At 41.0% G+C, this 20,766-nt stretch carries 18 protein-coding genes and 1 pseudogene; 10 read left to right on the top strand and 9 right to left on the bottom strand.

The window, feature by feature from the left end; genetic code table 11:
- The first annotated feature begins 22 nt into the window (after window positions 1-22).
- Window positions 23-667: a hypothetical protein gene (locus JSQ81_RS14720; RefSeq protein WP_212604770.1), complete on the top strand. Its 645-nt coding sequence runs from the start codon at window positions 23-25 to the stop codon at window positions 665-667.
- 32 nt (window positions 668-699) lie between these two features.
- Window positions 700-2,529: a tetratricopeptide repeat protein gene (locus tag JSQ81_RS14725; protein ID WP_212604771.1), complete on the top strand. Its 1,830-nt coding sequence runs from the start codon at window positions 700-702 to the stop codon at window positions 2,527-2,529.
- Window positions 2,530-2,932: 403 nt separating this feature from the next.
- Here JSQ81_RS14725 and JSQ81_RS14730 read toward each other — a convergent pair whose 3' ends face one another.
- Entirely contained in the window at window positions 2,933-3,805 is an 873-nt protein-coding gene (locus JSQ81_RS14730) for a TetR/AcrR family transcriptional regulator (RefSeq protein WP_212604772.1), read from the bottom strand.
- 154 nt (window positions 3,806-3,959) lie between these two features.
- Here JSQ81_RS14730 and JSQ81_RS14735 point away from each other — a divergent pair, with 154 nt between their 5' ends.
- From JSQ81_RS14735 to JSQ81_RS14765, 6 genes and pseudogenes are all read left to right on the top strand, one after another.
- On the top strand, window positions 3,960-5,453 hold the full coding sequence (locus JSQ81_RS14735; protein WP_212604773.1) for a DHA2 family efflux MFS transporter permease subunit: 1,494 nt from the start codon (window positions 3,960-3,962) through the stop codon (window positions 5,451-5,453).
- Between the two features lie 99 nt (window positions 5,454-5,552).
- On the top strand, window positions 5,553-6,599 hold the full coding sequence (locus JSQ81_RS14740; RefSeq protein WP_212604774.1) for an SEC-C metal-binding domain-containing protein: 1,047 nt from the start codon (window positions 5,553-5,555) through the stop codon (window positions 6,597-6,599).
- A gap of 316 nt (window positions 6,600-6,915) precedes the next feature.
- Window positions 6,916-8,394 (top strand): aldehyde dehydrogenase family protein, encoded by a 1,479-nt coding sequence (locus tag JSQ81_RS14745; protein WP_212604775.1) that lies wholly within the window; start codon window positions 6,916-6,918, stop codon window positions 8,392-8,394.
- 67 nt (window positions 8,395-8,461) lie between these two features.
- Window positions 8,462-9,619, top strand: a complete 1,158-nt coding sequence (locus JSQ81_RS14750; RefSeq protein WP_212604776.1) for a saccharopine dehydrogenase family protein — start codon at window positions 8,462-8,464, stop codon at window positions 9,617-9,619.
- Window positions 9,620-9,773: 154 nt separating this feature from the next.
- Window positions 9,774-10,975: pseudogene (locus tag JSQ81_RS20145) on the top strand (serpin family protein).
- 76 nt (window positions 10,976-11,051) lie between these two features.
- Window positions 11,052-11,750 (top strand): AIM24 family protein, encoded by a 699-nt coding sequence (locus JSQ81_RS14765; protein ID WP_212604779.1) that lies wholly within the window; start codon window positions 11,052-11,054, stop codon window positions 11,748-11,750.
- Between the two features lie 91 nt (window positions 11,751-11,841).
- On the opposite strand, the gene JSQ81_RS14770 is transcribed toward JSQ81_RS14765, so the two are convergent.
- The 3 genes from JSQ81_RS14770 to JSQ81_RS14780 form a co-directional block, all read right to left on the bottom strand.
- On the bottom strand, window positions 11,842-12,723 hold the full coding sequence (locus JSQ81_RS14770) for an SDR family oxidoreductase (RefSeq protein WP_212604780.1): 882 nt from the start codon (window positions 12,721-12,723) through the stop codon (window positions 11,842-11,844).
- A gap of 117 nt (window positions 12,724-12,840) precedes the next feature.
- Window positions 12,841-14,157 carry a short-chain fatty acid transporter gene (locus tag JSQ81_RS14775; RefSeq protein ID WP_212604781.1) on the bottom strand — a complete coding sequence of 439 codons (1,317 nt, stop codon included), beginning with the start codon at window positions 14,155-14,157 and terminating at the stop codon, window positions 12,841-12,843.
- A 155-nt stretch (window positions 14,158-14,312) separates the two neighbouring features.
- Entirely contained in the window at window positions 14,313-15,962 is a 1,650-nt protein-coding gene (locus tag JSQ81_RS14780; RefSeq protein ID WP_249336550.1) for a sensor domain-containing protein, read from the bottom strand.
- A gap of 99 nt (window positions 15,963-16,061) precedes the next feature.
- On the opposite strand from JSQ81_RS14780, the gene JSQ81_RS14785 reads away from it, so the two are divergent.
- Window positions 16,062-16,985, top strand: a complete 924-nt coding sequence (locus JSQ81_RS14785; RefSeq protein WP_212604782.1) for a DMT family transporter — start codon at window positions 16,062-16,064, stop codon at window positions 16,983-16,985.
- Between the two features lie 63 nt (window positions 16,986-17,048).
- On the opposite strand, the gene JSQ81_RS14790 is transcribed toward JSQ81_RS14785, so the two are convergent.
- On the bottom strand, window positions 17,049-17,243 hold the full coding sequence (locus JSQ81_RS14790) for a hypothetical protein (RefSeq protein WP_212604783.1): 195 nt from the start codon (window positions 17,241-17,243) through the stop codon (window positions 17,049-17,051).
- Between the two features lie 155 nt (window positions 17,244-17,398).
- On the opposite strand from JSQ81_RS14790, the gene JSQ81_RS14795 reads away from it, so the two are divergent.
- A complete protein-coding gene (locus JSQ81_RS14795) occupies window positions 17,399-17,896 on the top strand; it encodes a YndM family protein (RefSeq protein ID WP_212604784.1) in 498 nt (165 codons plus the stop codon).
- A gap of 50 nt (window positions 17,897-17,946) precedes the next feature.
- Here the strand turns inward: JSQ81_RS14795 and JSQ81_RS14800 are convergent, their stop codons facing one another.
- From JSQ81_RS14800 to JSQ81_RS14815, 4 genes are read right to left on the bottom strand one after another with little or no spacing between them, the layout of a single operon-like run.
- Window positions 17,947-18,663 carry a hypothetical protein gene (locus tag JSQ81_RS14800; RefSeq protein ID WP_212604785.1) on the bottom strand — a complete coding sequence of 239 codons (717 nt, stop codon included), beginning with the start codon at window positions 18,661-18,663 and terminating at the stop codon, window positions 17,947-17,949.
- Window positions 18,660-19,415: a hypothetical protein gene (locus JSQ81_RS14805; RefSeq protein WP_212604786.1), complete on the bottom strand. Its 756-nt coding sequence runs from the start codon at window positions 19,413-19,415 to the stop codon at window positions 18,660-18,662. Before JSQ81_RS14805 ends, JSQ81_RS14800 begins: the two co-directional genes overlap by 4 nt.
- A complete protein-coding gene (locus tag JSQ81_RS14810; protein WP_212604787.1) occupies window positions 19,402-20,295 on the bottom strand; it encodes an ATP-binding cassette domain-containing protein in 894 nt (297 codons plus the stop codon). Before JSQ81_RS14810 ends, JSQ81_RS14805 begins: the two co-directional genes overlap by 14 nt.
- Window positions 20,292-20,675, bottom strand: coding sequence for a GntR family transcriptional regulator (locus JSQ81_RS14815; protein WP_212604788.1), 384 nt, complete (start codon window positions 20,673-20,675; stop codon window positions 20,292-20,294). Before JSQ81_RS14815 ends, JSQ81_RS14810 begins: the two co-directional genes overlap by 4 nt.
- Between the last annotated feature and the right edge of the window lie 91 nt (window positions 20,676-20,766).

The raw sequence follows: 20,766 nt of genomic DNA on the forward strand, positions 1-20,766 counted from the left end.
AACGAATTGAAGGAGGGGGCGTATGATTTATTTTTTCGGCATTCGAAATTACATGGTCAGGATGAAAAGGCAAGCAGCTCAACTAGAACTTTATTATCCCAAAAATACATACGACCGACTTGCAAGGCGTGAGATAAAACCGATTCTGACGAATTTCAACAACCTATTTTACGAGGCGTATCCTGAAGCCTTGACGAATAAAGCAGAGGTCGTTCATGATTATCATCCGACGAGGCATTCGAGGAAATATGATGTTCAACGCGCCATTAAACTTTGCAAATCACAAAAAGTTCGAAGAAAAGACATCGTGGAAATCGAGGAATATTTGAACTTGCAATATATAATCGAAGAACAAATATCCTATTATAATCAAGCGATTAAGAAGGCGGAAAACACCGAACGGTTGCTGTCGAACGAGCAATTTTCTTCTTTCTTTCCGGAATTGTATGAAGAGAGAATGCAAATGCTTGATGAAATAAAAGACTACAGCTTAACGACTATCGATAAATTGCATCATGACAAGCAACTTTGCGAAAGGGCTATCAATGACCTGATCCGCAGAGGCCCTGGTTTCTGGGGCGAAGCAAGTCGACTCATAGGAAGCTTGGTCGCTGAATCCGTCAAGCAAGTCGTGGATGTCGCAGGTCAGTCGATTAGGCGGAAGTAGAACCAGCTTCATAGTGAAGGGGGAAGTTTTTAATGATTGGACGTAATGATCCTTGCCATTGCGGCAGTGGGAAAAAATATAAAAAATGTTGCGGGTCAACACAAACAGATTTGGTTGGCATGATTGTCAATGAAGAATTAGACCGCGTTTTGACAGGTTTTTTCGATAACTACCCGATTGCGTTAGAGCAAGAAGAAATGAACATTCTCATGCGTGAATGGTCAAACCGTTTGACGGATAGTTGGGAAAAAGAGCATGTTGAAGAAGCTTCGAGTGAATTTTATTTATTCATCAAAAATAACAAAGGCTGGCATTCCTATATTGGGCAGCAACTCGCTCAAACAAAGAGAGAAGTTGTTCGGAATGTGTTGATCGAGTGGGACGAGCCTTTAATGTTATTGGCTGAAATAACGGAAGCGGACAAAGACTTTATTCATGTGAAAACATTATTCGACGATTCGACCTTTAAAATGACGCGTAACGAAGGGATGCCTGCTGATATCGGGACATTGCTATTCGGTGTTGTCCTTCGCGATTCAAGAAAAGGTGAAAATGCTATCGCGCCTGTTTCGTCTATGTTATTTTTAGCGAAGTGGAGCAAGCAAACGAAAAAGTCATTGATCGAGTTAAGAGAATCGGTTTCAAAGAAGACGATGGACGAATTTATTATTGATCATGCACTCGACATTTACGAACTCTTCATTAAAAGAAGTATGGCGTCGATGAACGAACTTGTCGAGGAGGTCCTTGCCGAGGAGCAATTGGGTGCATTGACCATGCTAGATACTGCGTTACGTAATTTAGAACAAACTGCAGATTCAAGAGAGATCATGCACAAACTCGGCGTCGCCTATTTCTTGAATGAAAACCCGGGTGTCACTGTTGAAGAGGACTTTGTCGCTGCGGCGGTAAAGACGGGTGTTGATATAGGGGTCGTGCAAGGAACGGGTTTGGATGAAGCGTCAATCATAGAAAAATTCGCGGCATCTGAAGAGGGAGTTGCTGTTTATTCAAACGAGTTGGCTTCGCTTTACGCGAATATGATGGATAGCGGCGATGAACCGGTTGTTGCGCGCATTTACGATATCGGAACAGATCCGCGACCGACTGAAAAATCGCTTTGGGAAACGTCGATGACAACAGGCGGCGTGGTTCTACCTGAAAGAAAACCAGCAGTGGCAGGCGGTCGAGCCCAACTTTTGGCGTATGAAGCGTATAAAGCGGAAACAGAAGAAGAGCGTCGAAAGCTTGCGGGGAGCGCTTTTGAGTTGGACAACAATAATGCGGACGCGCTTTTATTGCAAGCGGAAATCGAGCAGAATCATGAACGTGCAATTGAATTATACGAATTGGCGATAAAAAATGCGAGTCGCACTTTCGAGCCTGGCGAAAATCCATGGCAAAACATACCGAATCGTCCATTTATGCGGGCTGCTTTTAGTTATGGTGTCTATTTGTTTACATATGGCGATTACGACGGAGCGGCGTCGTTGTTCTTGGATTTGCTGAAGATGAATAGAGTGGATAATCAAGGAGCGCGTTATGAGGCGGTCGCGTCTTTAATTCATGCGAAACGATTTGAAGAAGCTGCTGAAATATTGATTCGTTATGAAAAAGGTTCCCAGCATGACGCGGCTTATTTATATTTGGATTGGAAGTTGGAATATGACGGGTCGGAAGGCGAGTCGGAAAATGCGGAAGAAATGCTTCAAGCCGCATTGAAGGCGAATAGTCATGTGATGCATTTGCAAACATTTAAAACAAAGCCGATTCCATATCCGAAACTTCAAGAAATTGTGCCTGGGAGCGAGGAAGAGGCGCGTTATATTTGGTTGTTGTTGAGTGGTGGGAGTCAGGGATAGCAGAAATTGTACCACCAGTACACGCTGAGACTTAAAGATCTAATTTAATTATAGCGATTACCTGAACAGTTCTTTATTCAGGTAATCGTTTTTTAGTTGATTCGCTGATTTACGTTCCGGGCCAGGAAAGAGTGACCTTCTCTTTCGCACTTCTCGCTTTTTTGTAGGAGTAAGGTCCCGACTTGCAAGCAAAATCATTTGAGTGCAAGCAAACTGCTACCAAGTGCAAGCAAACCACCTATGAGTGCAAGCAAAACTTTTAACGATAATGGTAAGTGAAAAAACCGCCTATTTCAGACGGCTTTGTCTTCATTTTAACCAAAAAACCAGTTTAATGGAAAATTAACAATCGAAAAAAGTGTAGGAGTGAATTATTGAAATTCCACCTACACTTTTTAATTTTTTATTTCAAAGTATCCAAATACCCCCAAATACTTGCCGCAAGTTCCCTAGTTTCAAGTTCATGTGGCGTCTTACTAAACGTTTGTCGGAAAGAACGTGTTATCGTCTCCAACAAGATGATACGTGGCTGCTCCCTTGCGATTTCGTCGATAATAAATTCAACATACTGTTTCGCGTCTTGATCATCATGTTGGATTTTCTGATTGAATTTCTTCAAATTACTAATCAACAGGTCGCTGTCAATTGCACTTAATTCATCAGCATTCGTAAATTTATTGCCGAAAAGTAGATTGTCATTGTTTTCAATCATATGAGGAATAATCGAGTCAATTCGCCTTAATGTGAATAAAGCAATCGCATTGGTGTCGATCGATTTATTCAAATTGGCGGTCTGTATATGAATCATATGTTGCATAATTCCTAACATGATAACAGCGCAATCTGCAGCGTATGGAGCAGTGGACTGACCATAGACATCTACCAATCGTTTAGACAGCCAAGACAACTCGGCAAGATGTTGTTTTTTTGCAAACGCACGCAACTCGGCATCCCCCGAATAAAATATCGCCTCTAAAATGGGCATGAGGTTTAAATCGAGATTGACTTGTTGCCTAACGGAAATTTGTTCAGCAAGGATATCTTTGTCTGCTGGGTCTTTTCCAACTAGTAATTCACGGCGACGCATATTCGTTTCTTCTCTTCCATTTTCTAAAATGGCGATTAAACATTCATTTTTTGATGAAAAATAATTATAGAACGTTCCTTTTGAAATTTTAGCGACATCTAAAATGTCCTGCACAGATGCAGATGAAAATCCTTTTTCTATAAATAATTGTTTTGCAGCTTCAATAACATTACGTTTTCGCTCGTTCACATTTATCACCTTTGGACTCGTAGTATAGTTTTATTTATGATTGTAAGTGCAATAGAAACAACATCTAGTAAATTTGTAAATAAATTAGTTGATTTTATTGTACAGCAAGTATAACATAGGAGAAGTGATTATAAAAGAAGTGGGGAAAAAATAGATGGATTTGGATATTAAAAAAATGCATGAGAAACCTCCATACGGAATGCTTGCAATTCTTTTCGTTGGCGCGTTCATCGCATTTCTAAATAATACGTTATTGAATATAGCATTACCTACGATTATGGATGAGTTTCAGATTAAGCCATCTGCCGTCCAGTGGTTGACGACAGGATATATGTTAGTAAATGGTATCTTGATTCCGGCGAGTGCCTTTTTCATACAGAAGTTTACAAATAGACGTTTATTCATTACGGCGATGTCCCTATTTTCATTAGGTACATTGATAGCTGTTATCGCACCGTCATTCGGTTTATTGGTAGCAGCCAGAATGATTCAAGCATCCGGTTCAGCAATGATGATGCCGTTACTGATGAATATTATGCTTGTGGCTTTCCCGGTTGAAAAAAGAGGATCTGCGATGGGACTTTTCGGTCTTGTCATGTTTACGGCACCTGCTATCGGGCCGACACTGTCAGGTTATATTATTGAGCATTATTCATGGAGAACATTATTTGGTATCGTTCTTCCGTTTGCAGTGTTTACGCTGGTTTATGCGATTTTTAAATTACGGAATATCACGCCAAATCGTGATGTGAAAATCGACTTATTCTCACTTGTATTATCAAGTGTTGGATTTGGAGGCCTGTTATACGGATTTAGTTCCGCTGGAGATAAAGGTTGGTCATCAACTATCGTTTATGGAACAATCACTATTGGAGCCATTGCGCTTATCGTATTCATCGTTCGTCAAATCCGAATGGATGAACCGATGCTCGATTTTAAAATTTATAAACATCCGATGTTTGCTTTGTCATCAGCAATCTCAGTTGTCCTTTCGATTGCGATGTTTTCAGCGATGATTCTCACGCCTTTATATGTTCAAAGCGTACGAGGAATTTCACCTTTTGATGCTGGAATACTAATGCTGCCAGGTGCAGTATTAATGGGAATCATGTCGCCGATAACAGGTCGACTGTTTGACAAATACGGTGCACGCGCGATGGCGATAATTGGTTTAACCATCACAATCGTGACAACCTATTACTTAAGTGAACTTGGAATGGAGTCGGGCTATTACTATATCATGATGCTTTACACGGTCCGAATGCTTGGAATTTCTATGGTAATGATGCCGGTTATGACTAACGGGTTGAACCAATTGCCGATGATTTCAAACCCGCATGGAACAGCGATGAATAGTACATTGCAACAAGTTTCCGGAGCGATTGGTTCCGCGGTCTTGTTGACAATCATGACAAAACGCATGGAGTCAGCTGGTGCCAAACTCTTTATAGAGGCAAAAGCGTCCGGCAATGTACCATCTACGGCAGAAGGTCTTAAAGCTTTAAAAGACCAACTTGAAACGCAAGCCATGCTCGATGGGATAAACTTCGCGTTTTTCATTTCAACCATCGTTGCGGCAGGGGCTTTAGTATTAACGTTTTTCATTAAACGTGTTGCACCGCCTAAAAATGAAGCGCAAACCAAATAATTTTTTGAATAGAAGCTCCGTGCAGGTTTAGTAAACCGATGCGGAGCTTTTTGTTTTCTGTTATAGTGGAAAAGCACAAGAGTTAAAGGAGCGGTATGTATGATACAAAGAAATGATCCATGTCCTTGTGGAAGTGGAAAGAAATATAAAAGATGTTGTATAGGTAAAAACGAAGTGTCGATTGATACACTCGTTGAGGAAGAGTTACAACGCATTTTAGCTGGAATGTATGAACAGCCAATTACGCCTGCAATCCATGCGGAATATGAAATTTTTCATAGAGAGTGGACGACTAAACTCAGTAGTTTTTGGGACGCAAAAGAAATTGAATATGCGGTGAGCGAGTATTTCTTTTACGTTGCCCGCAGGGATTTGTGGAAACGTTATTTAATAAAAGTATTAAATGATCCGATTCGAAGCGCAGTTCGTTCGGTTGTAGAAACGTGGCAAGAACCAGTCATTCTTCTTGGTAATATAACTGGAGAAAAAAATGGATTGGTAGTCATTGAAGAAGTACTAGGGGACGAGACTTATTATCTCGAAAAACAACAAGATATGCCTGTCGAGAAAGACAGTGTCGTGTTCGGGGTTGCCTTGCGCGATGATCGGATTGGCGAGAATGGAATTTTCATATTAAACTCGCTACTCTTCGTTAAAGACGGCAATCATAGTTTTGTAAATGAAATTACAAAATTTGCGGAGTCAAGCGGATTTGATAAGAGTGATGGCTTTTACAAAACGCATATGATCGATATTTATCATCGTATACTTTCCAGATCTGAAGGTTCCGTCTTGGATTTATTGAAAGACGAATTGACGGAGATCCAACAAGAAGCGGTGGATATTTTCTATGAAAAACTCAAGTTTTTGAAAATCGAAGCAGACCACCCGGAGTTAATGGGCAATATCATCGTGACGTATTTATATGAAAAACAACCTAATTTCAAGAAGCCTGAAGTGATTGCGGCAGCGTTTTTACACGCGCTTCTCGAATTTAATATGTTCGACGACTATTCGATGGCCCAAAGTGAATTGGCCAAACTATTTGATGTATCCGTTAGTTCTGTGACCAATCAATCCGGGAGAATCCAAGAATTTATTGTGGGAATGGGTAAAAATATTGGAATTAGTGAGCCGAACAAGTAAAAAGTGCAAGTACTAATCTACGAAACTTGCGAATATGGTAGACCTCCTAGCAATTATAGACTGCTAGGGGGTCTTTTTGTATGTGAATATTGGTATTTAGTCGTTTCGAGGTCGACATTGGTCGTTTGGGAGCCGTTACTAGTCGCATCGAGTGCGTGTATAGTCGTTTGTGAGTCCATTTTAGTCGTTTGCTCAAATTTCCGCTAATTAATTTCCAAATTAAAAAAGGAATTCTAGTAAAGTTGTCGAAATAGTAAAGTTGTAAGCGTTTACACGTGGATTTTGTAGGATAGAAAAAGAAAGGGGAATGTTTATCATGCAATTGAATAACTACATCGGGGGATCTTGGCAGGAATCAGGGGATGCGAAATATACTGCTGTGAAAAACCCGGCAAACGGGGAAGAAGTAGCCAGGGTCAGGTTATCGACTAAAGAAGATGTTAATCAAGCGGTTGCTGCGGCGAAGAAAGCGCAAAAGGAATGGGCGCTGGTTCCTGCACCCAAACGTGCTGATTTCCTATATGAAATTGGACGGATCATGATCGAGAAAAAAGAACATTTGGCCCAGGTACTCACAACTGAGATGGGGAAAGTGATTGAAGAGGCCCGTGGTGAAGTGCAAGAAGGCATTGATATGGCTTTTTATATGGCAGGTGAGGGCAGACGACTTTTCGGGGAAACGGTTCCGTCTGAACTGCAAGATAAATTCGCGATGAGCGTCCGTGCGCCAATTGGTGTCGTAGGACTTATCACGCCGTGGAATTTTCCAGTAGCGATTGCAACGTGGAAGTCGTTTCCTGCAATCGTCGCAGGCAATACATTCTTATGGAAACCAGCAACAGAAACACCAATGATGGCCTATGAAATGGGGCTTATCTTTGATGAAGTCGGTCTTCCAGCAGGCGTCGCGAATATCGTTTTCGGTTCGGGATCAGAAGTTGGGACTGCAATGATCGAGCATCCGGATGTTCGTGTTATTTCATTCACAGGCTCGACAGAAACTGGTCGACATGTAGCTGAAACGGGCGGCCGTCATTTGAAAAAAGTGTCGCTTGAAATGGGCGGGAAGAATGCTGTTATCGTCATGGACGACGCAGATATCGATCTCGCAGTTGAAGGAATTCTTTGGAGCGCATTCGGTACGGCCGGTCAACGTTGTACGGCGTGTAGCCGAGTCATCGTGCACAAGGATGTAAAAGAAGAACTAGAACAGAAACTATTGGAGCAAATGAAACATCTGACAATCGGAAATGGGTTAGATGAATCTGTGAAAATTGGTCCCGTGATTAATGAAAAAGCGCTTGATAAAATTTCAAGCTACGTAGAAATCGGAAAAGATGAAGGCGCGAAGCTGTTAGTTGGCGGAAATGTATTAACAGACGGCGACTTAGCGAATGGTCATTATTTTGAACCGACTTTATTCACCGATGTGAAATGGGATAGCCGCATTGCGCAAGAAGAAATATTCGGTCCTGTCGTTTCGCTTATTGAAGTCGGTAGTCTAGAAGAAGCGATCGAAGTAAATAATAGCGTAGTATATGGACTTTCGAGTTCTATTTTCTCGCGCGATGTCAATAAAATATTCAGAGCGCAACGGGATCTAGACACGGGAATCGTTTATGTGAACGCAGGAACTACAGGCGCTGAAATTCATCTGCCTTTCGGCGGGACGAAAGGGACTGGAAATGGACACCGCGATTCAGGGGTTGCCGCACTCGACGTCTTTACAGAGTGGAAAAGTATTTACGTAGACTTTAGCGGTAAATTGCAACGCGCACAAATTGATAATTCATAAATCCATTTTGTGTCGTTTATCATATGGTAGGAATAGGGGTACTAAACAGACGTAAGGGGATGGAGAAATGAAAGTAGTCGTTCTAGGTGCAGGTTTAATGGGGAAAGAAACAGCACGCGATTTGGTGAAAAGCGATGATGTGTCGAAAGTGTATTTGGCGGATTTGAATGTTCGGCAGGCTGAAAACTTTGCGGAAGAGCTCATGTCCGACAAACTAGATATATTGCTTCTTGACGCAACAAATGATGATCAGTTAAGCGACGTAATCGCACTTGGGGATGTCGTTGTGAACGCGCTATTCTATACATTTAATGAAAAAGTTGCAAGAACAGCCATTGAAAGAGGGGTTCATTCGATTGACCTAGGGGGGCATATCGGCGGGGCGACGGAAGCTGTGCTTGCGTTAAAAGAAAAAGCGATTGAAAAAGGGGTTACGATTATCCCGGATTTGGGCGTTGCACCAGGGATGATCAACATACTTACGGGTTACGGGGCTGAAAAACTCGATCAGGTTAAATCGATTAAATTATACGTTGGCGGAATACCGGTCAATCCCGAACCGCCGTTAAACTATAATGTCGTTTTTTCACTAGAAGGCGTTTTCGACCATTACACGGATTCTTCACATGTGATTCGCGACGGTCAATTGAAAGAAATTGCATCACTATCTGAAATTGAAATGATCAAATTCGACAAATACGGAGAACTCGAAGCGTTCCACACATCCGGCGGAACATCAACGTTGACGGAATCATTTTCACACGTAGATACGTTGGAATATAAAACGATTCGCTATAAAGGCCACGCGGAAAAGTTTCAGCTTCTTGTCGATTTGGGGCTGCTTGGTCGGGATAATGAAGTGACTGTTGACGGTAAAAAGGTTAAGGTGCGGGATGTTATGAGAGAACAATTATCACCGCAACTTCGACTTGGCGATAAGTCGGATGCGGTACTCCTGCGGGTAATGGTAAGCGGGGAAAAAGACGGCTTGCCGGTAACGTATGAATACGATTTAGTCACAGAAAAGGATACAACGAAAAATGTAACGGCTATGGCAAGGGCTACAGCGAATACAATGTCGATTGTCGCGCAAATGATCGGAACTGGTAAGATTTCAAAACGCGGTGTTTATCCGCCTGAAAAAATTGTGCCAGGTGAACCTTATATAGAAGAATTGAAAAAACGCGGCGTGATCATCGAAGAGTTCGTGAAGGAATACGCATAAGCATAAATATGTAGCTGATCCAAAAGTACTTTGGGTCAGCTTTTCCAATTCTTGTGTAACTTTTCCTGAACATTCACAGTCTAATCGGAATAAAGGGAAGGTGAATACCTTGAAAAAAATACTAGTGATTTTTCTCGCAATTTTGCTGGTAGTCATGACGGGATGCGGAACAGAAAATAAGTCGGGAGGGCTTGAAATTTCAAAAGACGTAGCGTTTGGTGAAAAAGACTATGAAAAAATTGTATCGCCCGCTAATGAATTAGGATTCAAACTTCTTAAGGAAGTAGAAGCCGATGAAAACAACAATATTTTCATCTCGCCAACGAGTTTATTCATGGCATTATCCATGATTTATAACGGCGCGGATGGCGTCACGAAAGAAGAAATTGCAAAGGTACTTCACTCAGAAGGAATTGACGTAGAAGAATTAAACAAAGCGAACGCATCAATGATGTCTGTTCTGAATAAAGAAACGGAAGACATTCAATTGAACATCGCAAACTCTATCTGGTTAAATGACAAATTTACATTCCAAAAAGATTTCGCTAGCGACAATAAGAATTATTTCAATGCGGAAATCGCTGAAATAGATATTGGTGATAGTAAGTCCCCCGAACAGATTAATGATTGGGTGAAAAAAGCGACAAACGACAAAATCGAGGAAATTGTCGATTCTCCGTTGGATGCTAATTTGGTCGCAGTTCTTATTAACGCAATTTATTTCAAAGGGAGCTGGACGCATGAGTTTGATAAGAATGAAACAAAAGACCGCCCATTTCACCTCTTGGACGGCTCTGTCAAAAACGTTCCGCTCATGGCCATGACAGAAGAATTCTCTTATTTGGAAAATGAAAAGTTCCAAGCGATCACATTGCCATACGGTGACGGTGAAATGAGCATGAAAGTGTTTCTTCCAAAGGAAAACTCCAGTCTGGAAGAATTTAAAAAATGCTGACGAGTGAAAATTGGTCGGCTTGGCAAAAGGAATTTGAAGTGGAAGAAGGAACGATTCTGTTGCCGAAGTTTCAATTGGAATTCGAAGCTTCTTTGAATGAAACGCTCAAAAACTTAGGCATGAAGTCAGCTTTTGATGAAAACGCAAATTTCACGAAGATGATAAATGAAAATGAGCAGGTATTTATTTCAAATGTAAAACAAAAAACATTCATCGATGTAGGTGAAGAGGGAACTGAAGCGGCGGCAGTAACGGGTATTGAAATGGGAATTACATCAGTGCCGATTAATGAACCATTCATCATGGAAGTGAATCGACCATTCTTTTTTACGATAACGGATGATGAAACCGATACGATTCTATTCATGGGTTCGATTGCCAATCCTGAGCAAGCGAAGTAAATATACTATTCTTGCATGAAACTTACCCGTTAATGAATACGTATGTAGAGGTAGGATGTGAAAGGGGATTGGGTCGATGAGCAAATATACGATTGATGAATTTATTCGCCAGACGAAACAAGACGAGCGGGGAAATGAGTTTTTTGAACTCGAAACAGAAAGAATTTTAGAGGTGAATTTAAATGACCTCGTATGGGCAAAAACGGGCTCGATGATTTCATACGCCGGGCAAATCAAGTTCGAACGTGAAAGAATGTTAGAGCATGGCCTCGGGAAGATGTTCAAAAAAGCATTTACCGGAGAGGGCACGTCTTTAATGAAAGCGACAGGAAACGGTCGATTATATTTAGCCGATCAAGGAAAGAAAATCACGATTTTCGATTTGAACAATGAATCGATTACAGTGAACGGTAATGACCTGCTTGCTTTCGAACCAACCATTGAATGGGATATCAATTTGATGCGGAAAATGGCTGGTGTCTTGTCCGGCGGATTATTCAATGTGAACTTAAGAGGAAGAGGGAAAATAGCGATTACTTCGCACTACGAGCCATTAACATTGCTCGTTAAACCAGGTGAACCGGTTATTACAGATCCGAACGCAACAGTCGCATGGTCCGGTAATTTACAACCGGAATTCCGTACCGACATCAGCTTTAGAACATTATTGGGTCGGGGAAGCGGAGAGTCGTTCCAAATGGAGTTTTCCGGTGAAGGATTCGTCATTGTTCAACCATTTGAAGAAGGATTGGCGGCTCCGCAACCAAGTTCTTAAAATCAATGAATGCGATAGTGTGAGGCCGCTCCTATAAAAGAAAGCCCTATTACACGTCAATGACGTATAATAGGGCTTCTTAAAATTCAACTTAAGAACCTACATAATTCCCGCCGTCAATATGAATCGTTTGCCCAGTCATATAGCTTGAATCATTAGAAGCCAAAAACACATAAGCAGGCGCGTTTTCCGCAGGCTGTCCGCGACGTTTCGCGGGTGTATCTGCTCCGTGTTGTTGAACTTTCTCACCGTCAAATGTCGCAGGGATTAGCGGTGTCCAAATTGGTCCGGGTGCAACCGCATTGACGCGTATCCCTTTGTCCGCTAGATTAAGCGCGAGTGAACGCGTGAAAGAAGTAATCGCACCTTTTGTCGCCGAGTAATCAAGTAAACCTGGAGAACCGTTATAGGCCGTGACAGAAGAAGTGTTGATAATCGCATCTCCGTCGGTCATATGTTGTAAAGCTGCCTTCGTTAAATAAAACAACCCAAAGAAATTAGTTTCAAACGTTTCGCGCAACTGGTCTTCAGAAATATCAGCGATGTCATCTTTCGGAAACTGCTTACCGGCATTATTGACAAGAATATTGATACCGCCAAACTCGCTAACTACATCATCAATGATCCGTTCGCAATTCTCTTCTTCGCTAATATCAAGACGAATTTTAACTGCCTTAACCCCGAGATCTTCAATTAGTTTAATCGTTTTATCCGCATCGACGTCTTCGTTTTCATCCAAATAGCCGATCGCGACGTTTGCGCCTTCTTTCGCATAAGCGACGGCAACGGCGCGTCCAATTCCGCTATCGCCTCCCGTGATTAAGGCGTTTTTTCCTTTTAACTTTCCTGATCCTTTATAATTCTCATCATCATAAATAGGCGCTGGATCCATCTCTGCCTCGACACCGGGCTGCTGATTTTGTGTCTGTTTCGGAACTTGTTTATCGACTTCTTCATATTTATTATTTGTCATCTGTAATCCTCCTCCATACAAGAATTATTCCCCGATATAGTTGGCGTAAACAAGTTCCAGGGAAACAGAAAAAACGGTCAAGAGTTTATCGCTCTCGACCGTTTGATGCATTACGAGTTAAAAGAAAAACAACCCAACGCTTATCACGACACCACTGAGTAAAAGAACAAACACACAGTAACCCATGATATCTTTCGCGCGAAGTCCAGCGATTGCAAGTGCCGGAAGCGCCCAGAATGGTTGAATCATATTCGTCCAAGCATCGCCCCATGCTATCGCCATCGCGGTTTTTGAATAGCTAACGCCAAGTTTTTCTGCAGCTTCAAGCATAATCGGTGCTTGTACTGCCCATTGACCACCACCAGATGGAACGAAAAAGTTTACGAGACCTGCAGCGTAAAACGAGAACAGTGGAAACGTTGCTGCAGTTGAAATGCTGACAAACCATTCGGACATGACGCCCGCAAGTCCCGACGCAACCATCATGCCCATAATTCCCGCATAGAAAGGGAACTGAAAAATAATTCCGCCAGCCGTTTTGACTGCAGTCGCAATTGCGGCAAGAAAACGTTTCGGCGTTCCGTGAAAAACAATCCCGAGAATAAAGAAAATCAAGTTAACAATATTTAAATTTAAATCAAAACCTTTTGTAGCGAAATGCTGCACAAGATAAACAAGACCGAGCACGCCAATCAGCATTGAAAGCAAGACGCTGTTTTCAAGTCGATCTGCCGGTGTGATTCTATCTTTCTTTTCTTCAATTTCAACTTCATCTTCCAACAGTTTCGGGTCGATGGAAAACGTGTCCGCCGGTTTCGGCATCATTAAACGATTCAAAAGCGGTACAGAAATAATGAGTGCAACAACGATAATGATATTATAAGTCGAAAAAATTGTTTCAGATGTCGGAACGACACCCATCATCCCTGCAAATGGATGATCCGCTGTCGCGATGGAAAGTGGTATCGAGCCAGCTAATCCGCCGTGCCAAATAATGAAACCGGAGTAAGCGCTTGCAATTAATAGGCGGTAATCTACAGTCGTTACCTTTTTTGCGATTTCTTTCGCAAAGAGTGCACCAATAACGAGTCCGAACCCCCAGTTAATCCAACATGCAATCAACGATACGAATGAAACGAGCAGGATTGCAGAACCAGGTGATTTCGCGAGATTCGCTAACGTACTTAGCAGCTTTTTGAAAACCGGACTAATTGCCAGAACATAACCAGCCACTAGGACAATAACCATTTGCATCGTAAATGAGAGCAACCCCCAAAAACCATCTCCCCAATGCACGACCATATCTAGCGGACTAGAATCGGTAAGTCCGACACCGAGACCGAATACGAGCAAAGTCAAAATCGCGACAAAGACATATGGATCCGGCAAATAACGTTCCATGATCGCGTTCGACCATCTAGTTAAAACTTTCATATGGATAATCCCCCTTTTAATTTATCTGTTTTTCTCCCAACCATAGTTTACTACAAGAAAACTATATAATCGATAGTATTTAGTGTATTTATAATAATAAGCCAACAAAAAACGAGATAATCCCACAAATTATGCGGAATCATCTCGTTCTCTTATTAATTATGTAGATTAATATTTTGCACGGATGTCGGAAGCCCTAAATAATAACCTTGCACGGCATCGACACCAAGATCTTTCAAAATGCTGTATTGCATTTTCGTTTCGACACCTTCGGCTATGACATATAATCCCATTGATTTGCCAAATTGAATCATGCCTTCAACAAGTTTTTTTGTCTGCTCATTGGTCGTAATAGATTGAACGAAAAATTTATCAATTTTAATCTTCGATATTGGCAAGTCTTGCATATAACGAAAGGAAGCATAGCCAGTTCCAAAATCATCAAGGGCAAACTCGATCCCTTCACTTTGCAACTCGTTCATCTGCCGAAAAATAGAACTTTCTTCTTCCGCCTTGAAAGCAAACTTCTCAGTAATTTCAAGTTGTATCAAAGAAGGCGGGCAAGAAGCTTTCGTTAAAATTTGCATAATTTCTTTTTTAAAATCAGGATTACTAAATTCACGAACAGAAGAGTTCACTGAAATAGTTAAATCATGCCCCTCTGCATGCCACTTCGCCGCGAGCCCGGCCGCTTCTTTAAGAACGAATGCACCAATCTTGTGGATGAATCCGTTTTCCTCGGCAATAGGAATGAGTTCGTCAGGGGAGACTGTGCCGAGTTCACTATTATTCCACCGAACGAGCGCCTCGTATAAAATCACTTTTCCAGTGGTAACCTCTACTTGTGGTTGATAAACCACTTGCAACTCATTTTCAATGATCGCAGTCTGTAGCTTGCGATCGATTAATGCTTTTCTGTTCAACTTTTTATGGGATTCGGCTGACAGCGTTCTGATTCTTCCGCCCCCTTCGTCAATGGTTTCCCTAGTAGCCGTTAGAGCAGTTTTCATCAAATGCGGATATGTAGGTTGATCTTCCGGAAAACGGACAATACCACCGCTCACAGACAACTCTAATGCTGTATTATTAATATAAATGGGATGCATTTTAAGGAAATCTAGAAAACCTTCAACATACCAACTACCAAACTGTGTAAGAACGACAAATTCATTTGTACCAATGCGTGCGATTGAATCATCCTTGAAAAACCGTTTCATTCGATTTGTAAAAGATTTTATAATTTCTTTCGCTTCATCATCAGAATGAAGGTCTTTCAATGTGTAAAAATGGTCAATTGTGATATACACAAAAGTAAAGTGGTCATTATTCGCGATTAACCGATTTACAGTCGATTCCAAACTATGACGGCTCATTAAACCTGTTTCATGATCAACATAAGCAATTTTTTCGAGTCGATCGCGGAGTTGAACATCTTCAGTAATATCCATTTCAAAAAGGACGATTGAAACAAGGCCTTCATCTTGATAATGAATGGGAATCGCTGTCATATTGACAAAATACTGTTCGCCTAAACGGTTTACCTTTTCAACCGTGCCAGACCAGGCACTTTTGGAAGAAAGCTGCTCCCAGATAAGATGGGCTTGATCTTGTCCTTCTGTAGTTTCAGGGAACATCTGCCAAATTGTCTTCCCTAAAACTCGCTTGGGTGTCCATTTACTTGTTTCTAAGAATAAATTATTCGTATACGTAATGGCGCCGCTTGTATCCAAATAGGTCGTCATATAGTATTGTTCTAGACTTTCTAAGATATTAGGTAAATCTTGTGTGAGTTTTTCGTAATCCAAAGTTCATGTACCCCTTTCCCGACGTTCTATATTACCATTATAATGAAGATTCACATAAAAATCATTTAATTCTTGAATTTGTAAGAGGAGGAATGCAAAATGAGCAGATTAAAAGGAATTGCTATGATAATCGCTGGGGCCATGTTGTGGGGAGCAACGGGTCCGATGATCGAGTGGTTATTGGACAATACCGAGATGACCGTATCGTTTATGCTTGTCATTCGACTCCTTTTTGCGGGTGCTTTTTTATTAACGATGTTGAAAATGCAAGGCAAACAAATTACATTACCTTGGCGCTTCAAGTTTTGGGCGCGCCAATTGCTTATATTCGGGATTGTTGGAATGCTAGGGGTACAGTACACATTTGTTGCGACAATCAATGTGAGTAGTGCTGTCATTGCGACGCTATTCCAATTCCTTGCACCAATTTATATCATCTTATTTGTATCGTGGATGCACCGTAAATTACCGCCAGTCGCTCAAGTAGCAGGGATGCTCGTCACATTAGTCGGTTTATTTTTCTTGTTAACAAATGGGTCCTTATCTGGACTTACGATAAGTAAAGGAACCGTTCTATGGGGACTCGTACTCGGGTTCACATTTTCATTTTACACGCTTTATCCATCGCGGCTCATGCAAGAGTGGGGCGTTCTCGTTTCAGTGGGGTGGGCAATGCTTATTGGTGGAATTGCATTATTGATCATGAATCCTGTGACAGTTGTTAGACAAAGCTATTTGCTCACAGATTGGCGTACGGCCCTCATGCTAGTTCTTATCATAATTGTCGGGACAAGCGCATTTATCTTGTTTCTCGCCAGTATGAAATACATAACGGCTATCGAAACAAGTATCTTATCAAGCTTCGAACCGTTGACTGCTATAGTTATATCGATGATCTGGTTCGGTCAAGTGCTCGGTGCCTGGCAATTAGTCGGCGCAGTTGTCATGTTGATAGGCGTCACGCAAATCTCGATTGCTGGTAGTAAAATCTCAAATGAAGCGGACATGCCGCCAGATAAATAGGAAAACCGGCTGAGATTTTATCCTCAGCCGGCAAGATGATGATTATCCATTTCACGAATCAAATTAGAAGCGGTTGTCGCGTGGATCTAAATTATTATTATTAGTCCGCTGCGTCCGATTGTTCTTGTTTCGATTCTTAACTTGATTCACGTCAATTTCAGTTCCGAATTCTACGCGGTTTTTGTTCTCGTCTTGATTGTTGTTTCGTGTATCTTGATTCCGGTTTCTGTTCGGATTTCTGTTATCGTTGTTTGTCATGGATATTCACCTCCGTATCCTTTACTATGTGCTCGAAAAATTTATTTTATCCATGGAATTAAGCAAAATAATAAATAGAAATAGCCTACCTGAGTATAGATTCCTTCGTATAGAGAACAATATTCACATATTGTTAGAAGGGAGGAATTGTACCAATGAATTCGATTAGAGCGTTAATCATTAAATTCATCATGATTACAGCGGTGTTATGGATAGTTTTTGGGCTTTTCGGATTTACATTTGGAGATATTTTAGTTTCGAGTGTGTTATTAACCGGTGTTTCATATATAGTTGGTGACAGAATTATTTTACCGAGATTCGGAAACGTTGGAGCGACGATTGCGGATGTTGGACTTGCGTTTGTCATGCTCTGGTTCTTGGGCTCATTTTTATTCGAACCGCTAGCCGGATTGGGAACAGCGTCATTTATCTCAGCCGCGATAATTGGAGTAGGCGAGTTTATGTTCCATCGTTATTTGGAAAGGGAAGTACTAGACGACGACGTAATGGTGGATAAGGAATTTGATAGCTTTCGACATTCGATGCAAACTGAATTCGGTTCCGAGGAAGATTTTAAACGCAATGAAAGTGATATGCGCGAAGAAGAAAAAGCTTGGTTGGAGCGAGAAAAGGATGATTATTACAGTGATTGAATGCTTGGCAAAACCGGTACCTATCATAGCGGTACCGGTTTTTTTACGCATTAATCGACAAAAAAGAGAAAGTCTTCATTCGTGTCAACAATTTTTAAATCTGCAGGTATCTTCAAGTGAATGATAAGTACTCTGTTTTCCGAAAAAGAATAGCCATCAGGCTGGAACTGTCGATTTTTCGTTAGTTGTTGCAATAAAGCGGCATCATAGAAAAAAGTGGCAATTGTTGTATCGCTTACAGGTTTTTTAGGGAAAGTCATTTTATTTTCAGTCCAAACTGGTTTTGCGATATCAAGGGAATTCGAGAAATCATACTCATCTACAATGAAAAGTGGTTTATAGATGAACTCCTCAATCGTTTGATCACCCGATTGTTTCCGCTCAATATAAACGACTGGGCTGTAGCCATGATAGGGATCATGACCCCATTGAATCGTTAACGTTTTCCCGGCAGGATGCGTTCTGTTTTCAAGTATTAAATCAGGATCGATTGCTCTGCGGTTATAGATTTCGTCCTCGATCGAATAATATTCATTATAATCGTTTCCAACTTCCTTAGGCGGTGTAGCAGAATTTATCTTCGAATAAAATACCTCGGTAAAAATAGTCGCCACGAATAACACAGCGAGGAAAAAAGCTAATAGATTAAAATGCGTATTCCTTCCAATGACGATGGTACTTTTTTGATTTTTACGTTTCACCATCCGATAGCTAAGGATTAAAATAACGACAATTAATATGATCGGAACTAGCCCAATACTGCTCATTGATTTCTCACCTCTAATCGGTTTGTGATAAGTGTCGAAAGCGTAAATAAACCAAGAACAGTTCCGCTAATTTTCAAGATGAACAAGAGGGCAGAACGTTCGGATCCGAAAAATTGAATAATAGCCAAGGCATATTCCGTACCGTTCCAGTAGTCATTCATAGATGTAAAGAAGATCCATGCAACTGCGAAGAAGGCAATAAATAATTTATTGGCTTGAACAAGTGAACCAATTAAATAACCAATTAGAAAAAGTAGTAAAATATAAGAAATGGCAGTTATTAATTGTAATAATAAATTATTTGGATTTTCTACGATGGAAGAAGAGTAAACGACCATCTCCCCATGAACTAAATATCCGAATAGTTTAATGGCAGAACTGGATAGCGCCGCACTGACCCCCGCGATTAATGATGCAAAAAGCATAAACAGAAAATTGGAGAGATGGTTACTAAGTCGAGTTGACACAAATGAAAATGATTCGCTTTGTTTAATCCGAGTTGTTAGCATGATTCCAAGAACAAATGCCCAAATCATTGCGATCACCATGTTTGTATCATTGGCAAGCGTAACGATTGAAACCGTTGAGTCATCCGAAGAATAGAGAAAACCATGGCTATTTCCAAGGATCGCCAAAATAATTGCGCCTACTTGTAAAAGAACAAAGGTTGAAAAGGAAGCTGCATTGGCATTCAATTTAAAACGAAATTGTTTTTTCGCGATGTCGTTAAGCGTTGGTTCATTCAAATACATCATCAATTCCTCCTTTCGGTTGATCCGTTAATGCAATGTAGGCGTCATTTGCGGTAACCGATGCAATCGCTATGCCGTCCAACTTTATTTGCTCCAGTTCGTCTTGAGTACATGTATTTTGAATGGTCCATTCCGAATAAGGGCCAAGATTGTTTGTGCTAAACACTGTTTTTCCATTCGTATGAAGAGCGAGTTTTTCTTTTTTACCCGTTAACGTAATGAACATTTCCTGCAACTCGGTAATCGGGCCGTGGAAATGGGCGATTCCTTCATGGACAAGCAAAACATCTTCGAGAAGATCTTCAATTTCTTCAATGTGATGGCTCGACAAAAGAATAGTTCTCGGATGAGCAAGATAATCCTTTAACAGAGCACGGTAGAAATCTTTTCGAACGGACGAATCCATTCCAGTTGTCGGTTCATCGAAAATTGTTAGTGCACAGCGAGCGGCAATGCCGATAATTGCATTGAAAGTACTTTTTTTACCTTTCGATAATTGGGCATGACGCGCATTCGGGTGAAAACCAAAATAGCTGACAAGACGTTTGGCCAATCTAGTATCCCAATTAGCATAAAAACGACTGCATTCTTTTAAAATATCAGTCACTGTCATCGGATACGGAAAGTTCATGCCATCATCAATTAAAATCGAATTCGCGGAGACCTTTAAACTATTGAAGGGCTTCTCTGAAAAAACCTCGACTTTCCCCGATGTCTCTTCAATAAAACCCGCAATTAGTTTCATAAGTGTCGTTTTTCCGACGCCGTTGCGGCCAATTATTCCAGTAAGTACGCCTTGTTTTATGGTAAAGTTCATTTCTTTAAGCACGGTATGTGTTCGATATGATTTCGTTACATTACTAAATTCAACAACAGTCATTTTGTTCCCTCCTCTTTTCTCACGCGTTCTGCCTCGATCATTGAGAGTAAATGGTGATTACTTACGCCCAATAACTCTGCTTCATCAAGCAATTCAAGGATTAACTTTCTTAATGTTTCACTTTTCCGTCTAATGAGTAATTTTTCTCGACCATCTGGAGATACAAAGGTGCCAAGACCGCGTCTTTGGTAAACAATTTCTGCTTCTAGCAACAAAGTCAGCCCCTTCCCGGCAGTCGCTGGGTTAATGTTGAAAAGCTCCGCAAGTTGGTATTGTGAATACACTTTTTCATCGGCAGCCAAGGTGCCTTCTATTATTTCTGTTTCAATCCAATCCGCAATTTGAATATAAATCGGTTTTTTGCCATCTATCTCAAGCAATCGCGTCACCTCCTAATTCACGAGTTAGTGCATTACTGTTGTAATGTACTATATGCCAATAAATAAGAAATTACAAGTGAATTAGTAAATA

It is taken from the genome of Sporosarcina sp. Marseille-Q4063, assembly GCF_018309085.1.
Taxonomy (GTDB): domain Bacteria; phylum Bacillota; class Bacilli; order Bacillales_A; family Planococcaceae; genus Sporosarcina.

Excerpts from the sequence above, each read along its gene's own strand:
- JSQ81_RS14720 (WP_212604770.1), top strand. The coding sequence starts at position 23 with ATGATTTATTTTTTCGGCATTCGAAATTACATGGTCAGGATGAAAAGG.
- JSQ81_RS14725 (WP_212604771.1), top strand. The coding sequence starts at position 700 with ATGATTGGACGTAATGATCCTTGCCATTGCGGCAGTGGGAAAAAATAT.
- JSQ81_RS14735 (WP_212604773.1), top strand. The coding sequence starts at position 3,960 with ATGGATTTGGATATTAAAAAAATGCATGAGAAACCTCCATACGGAATG.
- JSQ81_RS14740 (WP_212604774.1), top strand. The coding sequence starts at position 5,553 with ATGATACAAAGAAATGATCCATGTCCTTGTGGAAGTGGAAAGAAATAT.
- JSQ81_RS14745 (WP_212604775.1), top strand. The coding sequence starts at position 6,916 with ATGCAATTGAATAACTACATCGGGGGATCTTGGCAGGAATCAGGGGAT.
- JSQ81_RS14750 (WP_212604776.1), top strand. The coding sequence starts at position 8,462 with ATGAAAGTAGTCGTTCTAGGTGCAGGTTTAATGGGGAAAGAAACAGCA.
- JSQ81_RS14765 (WP_212604779.1), top strand. The coding sequence starts at position 11,052 with ATGAGCAAATATACGATTGATGAATTTATTCGCCAGACGAAACAAGAC.
- JSQ81_RS14770 (WP_212604780.1), bottom strand. The coding sequence starts at position 12,723 with ATGACAAATAATAAATATGAAGAAGTCGATAAACAAGTTCCGAAACAG.
- JSQ81_RS14775 (WP_212604781.1), bottom strand. The coding sequence starts at position 14,157 with ATGAAAGTTTTAACTAGATGGTCGAACGCGATCATGGAACGTTATTTG.
- JSQ81_RS14785 (WP_212604782.1), top strand. The coding sequence starts at position 16,062 with ATGAGCAGATTAAAAGGAATTGCTATGATAATCGCTGGGGCCATGTTG.
- JSQ81_RS14790 (WP_212604783.1), bottom strand. The coding sequence starts at position 17,243 with ATGACAAACAACGATAACAGAAATCCGAACAGAAACCGGAATCAAGAT.
- JSQ81_RS14795 (WP_212604784.1), top strand. The coding sequence starts at position 17,399 with ATGAATTCGATTAGAGCGTTAATCATTAAATTCATCATGATTACAGCG.
- JSQ81_RS14800 (WP_212604785.1), bottom strand. The coding sequence starts at position 18,663 with ATGAGCAGTATTGGGCTAGTTCCGATCATATTAATTGTCGTTATTTTA.
- JSQ81_RS14805 (WP_212604786.1), bottom strand. The coding sequence starts at position 19,415 with ATGTATTTGAATGAACCAACGCTTAACGACATCGCGAAAAAACAATTT.
- JSQ81_RS14810 (WP_212604787.1), bottom strand. The coding sequence starts at position 20,295 with ATGACTGTTGTTGAATTTAGTAATGTAACGAAATCATATCGAACACAT.